The organism is Aquabacterium sp., assembly GCF_014378415.1.
Classification (GTDB): domain Bacteria; phylum Pseudomonadota; class Gammaproteobacteria; order Burkholderiales; family Burkholderiaceae_C; genus Aquabacterium.
The window spans coordinates 1-5404 of the sequence record NZ_JACMNS010000073.1 but is presented as its reverse complement, the minus strand read 5'-3'; the positions used below and the strand labels follow the sequence as shown (position 1 = coordinate 5404).

The 5404-nt window shown below is 63.6% G+C and carries 5 protein-coding genes; 4 read left to right on the top strand and 1 reads right to left on the bottom strand.

The window, feature by feature from the left end; all coding sequences use genetic code 11:
* Positions 1–254: 254 nt before the first annotated feature.
* Positions 255–1760: a helicase HerA-like domain-containing protein gene (locus H7225_RS07100; protein ID WP_290660272.1), complete on the bottom strand. Its 1506-nt coding sequence runs from the start codon at positions 1758–1760 to the stop codon at positions 255–257.
* A gap of 140 nt (positions 1761–1900) precedes the next feature.
* Between H7225_RS07100 and H7225_RS07095 the strand changes: the two genes are divergently transcribed.
* The 4 genes from H7225_RS07095 to nadD all read left to right on the top strand — a co-directional run.
* The gene (locus H7225_RS07095) at positions 1901–2623 is read left to right on the top strand and encodes a YebC/PmpR family DNA-binding transcriptional regulator (protein ID WP_290660270.1); all 723 of its coding nucleotides are present in this window, start codon (positions 1901–1903) and stop codon (positions 2621–2623) included.
* Between the two features lie 16 nt (positions 2624–2639).
* Complete coding sequence (gene purD / locus H7225_RS07090; protein ID WP_290660269.1) at positions 2640–3953, top strand: phosphoribosylamine--glycine ligase; 1314 nt, start codon at positions 2640–2642, stop codon at positions 3951–3953.
* Between the two features lie 4 nt (positions 3954–3957).
* Entirely contained in the window at positions 3958–4881 is a 924-nt protein-coding gene (hemF, locus tag H7225_RS07085; protein WP_290660267.1) for an oxygen-dependent coproporphyrinogen oxidase, read from the top strand.
* The coding region (gene nadD, locus H7225_RS07080; RefSeq protein ID WP_290660265.1) for a nicotinate (nicotinamide) nucleotide adenylyltransferase at positions 4868–5404 on the top strand (537 nt) is incomplete at its 3' end. The genes hemF and nadD, both read left to right, overlap by 14 nt.

Below are 5404 nucleotides of genomic sequence, written 5' to 3'. Positions count from 1 at the left end.
GTGGAGCGGCTGTTGGCCGTGGCGCGCAGCGATTGCCATTGAGCCGCTAAAGCCGCTACAGCTGCTTACAGCTTGGCAACACAGCTTTACGAATCCCTGTCAGGGTGCCGTGTCCATCGGGCTGAAGCCTACTCAACGGTTACCGCCAAGGCTGAACGCGGTCGCCACCGGGGCAATGACGACGACCGCCGTGGCGGCGGCTGGGGTCACCGAGACCGTTGATTGGCCTCGGTGTTGCAGGCCCGGGGGGCCGCCTAGCGGCGTCGCTTGCTGCTGCCACCCAGCAACGATCCCAGCACGCCGCGGATGAGCTCGCGGCCCACCGATGAGCCGATGGTGCGCGCGGCTGACTTGGCCACGGTTTCCAGCACCGAGTCCTTGCGGCCGCTGCCTCTGAGCAGGCCGCCCGCCAGGTCGCTCAGCCAGGAGCCCCCAGCATCGGGCGCGGGCGGCGTGGCCTCAGTTTGCTCGCGGGTGGGCGTGCTGGCGGCGCGGCTTTTCAGCTTTTCGTAAGCCGATTCGCGGTTTACCACTTTCTCGTACACGCCAGCGACCAAAGAGGTGCTCAGCAAGACCTTGCGCTGATCGGGCGTGATCGGACCAATCTGGCTGCCAGGCGGCAACACGAACACACGTTGCGTGATGCCGGGGCGGCCCTTGTCGTCCAGGCAGCTGATCAAGGCTTCGCCCACCGCCAGCTCGGTGATGGCCGTGGCGATGTCCAGGCCGGGGTTGGCGCGCATGGTTTCGGCGGCCGACTTGACCGCCTTCTGGTCGCGGGGCGTGAAGGCGCGCAGCGCGTGCTGTACGCGGTTGCCCAACTGCCCCAAAACCGTTTCCGGCACGTCCAAGGGATTTTGAGTGACCAAATAGACGCCCACGCCTTTGGATCGCACCAGGCGCACCACCAGTTCAATCCGTTCGACCAAGGCCTTGGGCGCGTCGGTGAACAGCAGGTGGGCTTCGTCAAAAAAGAACACCAGCTTGGGCTTGTCCAGATCACCCACTTCGGGCAGTGCTTCGAACAATTCCGACAGCATCCACAGCAGGAAGGTGGCGTACAAACGCGGCGCGTTCATCAGCTTGTCGGCGGCCAGGATGTTGACCACGCCATGGCCATCGACCGTTTGCATGAAGTCGTGGATGTCGAGCATGGGCTCGCCAAAGAACTGGTCGCCGCCTTGCTCTTCCACCTGCATCAGGCCGCGCTGGATGGCGCCCACGCTGGCGGGGCTGATGTTGCCGTACTCGGTGGTGAAGGTGCTGGCGTTGTCGCCCACGTGCTGCAACATGGCGCGCAGGTCTTTCAGATCGAGCAGCAGCAGGCCGTTGTCGTCCGCAATCTTGAAGACCAGTTGCAGCACGCCCTGCTGGGTGTCGTTCAGGTTCAGCATGCGCGACAGCAGCAGCGGGCCCATGTCGGACACGGTGGCGCGCACTGGGTGGCCTTGCGCACCGAACACATCCCACAGGGCCGTGGGGCAGGCCAGCGAGGCGGGTGCCTCAATGCCGCGCTCCTTCAGGATGCCGGCCAGCTTGGGGCTGATGGTGCCCGCCTGCGAGATGCCGGTCAGGTCGCCCTTGATGTCGGCCATGAACACCGGCACACCCAATTTCGAGAAGTTTTCGGCCAGGTTTTGCAGGGTGATCGTCTTGCCCGTGCCCGTGGCGCCGGTGATCAAACCGTGCCGATTGGCCAGTTCTGGCAGCAGGTGGCATTCGATGTCACCGTGGCGGGCAATCAGAATTGGGTCGGCCATGAACGAGGCTCCTGAGGGCAAAGGTAAAATTCTGGAAATCACGAGATCCCAGTATCTCTGCAAATCATGTTCGCGCGCCCGCCCAATGTGGCGCGCGATGCGCCGTTTCGCGGCGAAAAACAGCTTGGAGCACACACACCATGGCCGGACATTCCAAATGGGCCAACATCCAGCACCGCAAGGGGCGTCAAGACGAAAAACGAGGCAAAGTCTGGACCCGCGTCATCCGCGAAATCATCGTCGCGGCACGCCTGGGCGGTGCTGACCTGGACGTCAACCCGCGCCTGCGATTGGCCATTGAAAAAGCCAAAGCGGCCAACATGCCCGCCGACACCATCAAGCGCAATGTGGACAAGGCCACCGGCAACCTCGAGGGCGTGCACTACGAAGAAGTGCGCTACGAGGGCTACGGCATTGGCGGCGCGGCCGTGATCATTGACTGCATGACCGACAACCGTGTGCGCACCGTGGCCGAGGTCAGGCACATTTTTAGCAAGTACGGTGGCAACCTGGGCACGGAAGGTTCGGTCGCATTCCAGTTCAAGCACTGCGGCCAGATCATCTTTGCACCGGGCACGAGCGAAGACAAAGTCATGGAAGTGGCGCTGGAGGCTGGCGCTGACGACGTGATCACCCACGACGATGGATCGATCGAAGTGCTGACGCCGCCGCTGGAGTTCGAAGCCATCAAGGCGGCCTTGACGAACGTGGGATTGACCCCCGAGGTGGCCGAAGTGACGATGCGCGCTGAAAACGCGGTTGAATTGACGGGCGAAGATGCCACCCGCCAGCAAAAATTGCTGGACATGCTGGAAGACCTGGACGATGCCCAGGATGTGTTCCACAACGCTGAACTGAACTGAAGAATCGACGAACCGTATGAATATTCTTGTGATTGGCTCGGGTGGACGCGAACATGCCCTGGCCTGGAAACTGGCCCAATCGCCCAAGGCCCAAAAGGTCTACGTGGCGCCGGGCAATGGCGGCACCGCGCGCAGCCCGCACCTGGTCAACATCGACATCACCGACGTCAAGGCCCTGGCCGATTTTGCTGAACGCGAAAAAATCAACCTGACCGTGGTGGGCCCCGAAGCCCCGCTGGCGGCTGGCGTGGTCGATGAATTCCGCGCGCGTGGCTTGCGCATCTTCGGCCCGACCAAGGCGGCTGCGCAGCTTGAAAGCTCCAAGGCCTTCGCCAAGGATTTCATGAAGCGCCATGGCATCCCCACGGCCTTCTACGAGACCTTCACCGAGGCCACCGCTGCCCACGCCTACGTGGACAAGCATGGCGCGCCCATCGTCATCAAGGCCGATGGCCTGGCGGCGGGCAAGGGCGTGGTCGTGGCCATGACTTTGGCCGAGGCCCATGAGGCGGTCGACTGGATGCTGCCTTCCGATGATGGCGACAACAAGCTCGGCGTGCAGCACAACGCTGGCGCGGATGGACAGGCTGTGCCGCGCGTGGTGATCGAAGAATTCCTGCAAGGCGAAGAAGCCAGCTTCATCGTGCTGGCCGACGGCAAGAACGTGGCCGTGCTGGCCACCAGCCAGGACCACAAGCGCCTGCTGGATGCCGACGAAGGCCCCAACACCGGGGGCATGGGCGCCTACTCGCCCGCGCCCGTGGTCACGCCCAATGTGCACGCCAAGGCCATGCAGGACATCATCAACCCGACGCTGGCGGGCATGGCCAAAGACGGCATCCCCTTCACCGGCTTTTTGTACGCCGGCCTGATGATCGATGCACAAGGCAACCCCAAGACGCTGGAGTTCAACTGCCGCATGGGCGACCCTGAAACCCAGCCCATCATGATGCGTTTGAAGAGCGATCTGGTGGACGTATTCTTCAGCGCCACCGATGGCACGCTGGACCAGGTCGAGCTGCAATGGGACCGCCGCTTTGCGCTGGGCGTGGTTGTGGCAGCGGGCGGCTACCCGCTCAACCCGAAGAAGGGCGACGTCATCACCGGTTTGCCAGCCGAGGCCGACGACGCGATGGTCTTCCACGCGGGCACGCAATTGGTCGATGGCAAGGTGGTGACCAACGGTGGCCGTGTGCTTTGCGTGACCGCGCTGGGCGACTCGGCCAAGTTGGCGCAGCAACGCGCCTACGACTACCTGCTGGGCATCCAGTTCAATGGCATGCAGTTCCGCCACGACATTGGCTGGCGCGCCATCAACAAACCCCGCTGACCTGATGATGGACACCACCGCTGTACGCCAATATTTGCTCGGCCTGCAAGACCGCATCGTCGAGGCCTTTGAGTTGGAGGACGGCACGCCCTTCAAGCGCGATGCCTGGGTGCGCGAGCCCGGCGAACGCCTGCAGGGCGATGGCTGTTCGCGCGTGCTTGAAGAAGGCAAAGTGCTGGAGCGCGGCGGCTGCAATTTCTCGCACGTCAAGGGACCGCAGTTGCCGCCATCGGCCACGCAGCACCGACCCGACTTGGCAGGCTGCCCGTTTGAGGCCATGGGCGTGTCGCTCGTCTTCCACCCCCGCAACCCTTACGCGCCCACCGTGCACATGAATGTGCGCATGCTGGCCGCGCACAAGCCCTTGCCTGACGGTGGCACCGAGGTCGTGGCCTGGTTCGGCGGCGGCATGGACCTCACGCCGTATTACGGTTTTGAAGAAGACGCCCAGCACTTTCACGGCACCTGCAAAGACGCGCTGCAGCCCTTCGGCGACGACAAGCACCCGCGCTTTAAGAAGTGGTGCGACGAGTACTTCTTCCTCAAGCACCGCAACGAGGCGCGCGGCGTCGGCGGCATCTTTTACGACGATTTCTCTGAGCTGGGTTTCGAGCAGGGCTTTGCCATGACCCGCTCGGTCGGCGATGCCTTTGTCCTGTCTTACCTGCCCATCCTGCAGCGCCGCCGCGACACGCCCTATGGAGAGGCCCAGCGCGACTTCCAAGCCTTCCGCCGGGGCCGCTACGTCGAGTTCAACCTGGTGTGGGACCGGGGTACCTTGTTCGGCCTGCAATCGGGCGGCCGCACCGAAAGCATCCTGATGTCGATGCCCCCCATCGTCAAGTGGCGCTACGACTGGCACCCCGAGCCCGGCACGCCCGAGGCGCATTTGTACGCCGACTTCCTGCCCCCGCGTGACTGGGCCTGACCTCTCGCTGGCGGGCAGGCATGGCCGAAAGATCGGCCTGTCCGGCGGCACCTTTGACCCGGTCCACCAGGCGCACCTGGCCTTGGCGCAGTCCGCGCTGACGCATTTGCAACTCGACGAAATCCGCTGGATCCCCGTCGGCCAGCCCTGGCAAAAGGCTCGCCAACTGACCCCTTCCGAGCACCGTGTCGCCATGGTCCGGTTGGCCGCCGAACACGAGCCGCGCTTCGTCGTTGACACGCTGGAAACCGACCGCGCCGGTCCGTCGTACACTCTCGACACCGTTCGGGCCCTGCAAAACACCGAATCTTTGACCAATTCCAACCTGCCTGAACGCTGGTTTTTGATCATTGGCCAGGACCAATATGCCAATCTGCACACATGGCATGGCTGGCCCGAACTGACCCAGCGCGTGACTTTGGCCGTCGCCAGCCGGGCGGGGCAAGCGCCCCAACCAGCTCCTGAGCTGGCCTCGCATCCTCACCGCATGGTGGCGTTGCCGATGCCCGCGATGGCCGTTTCT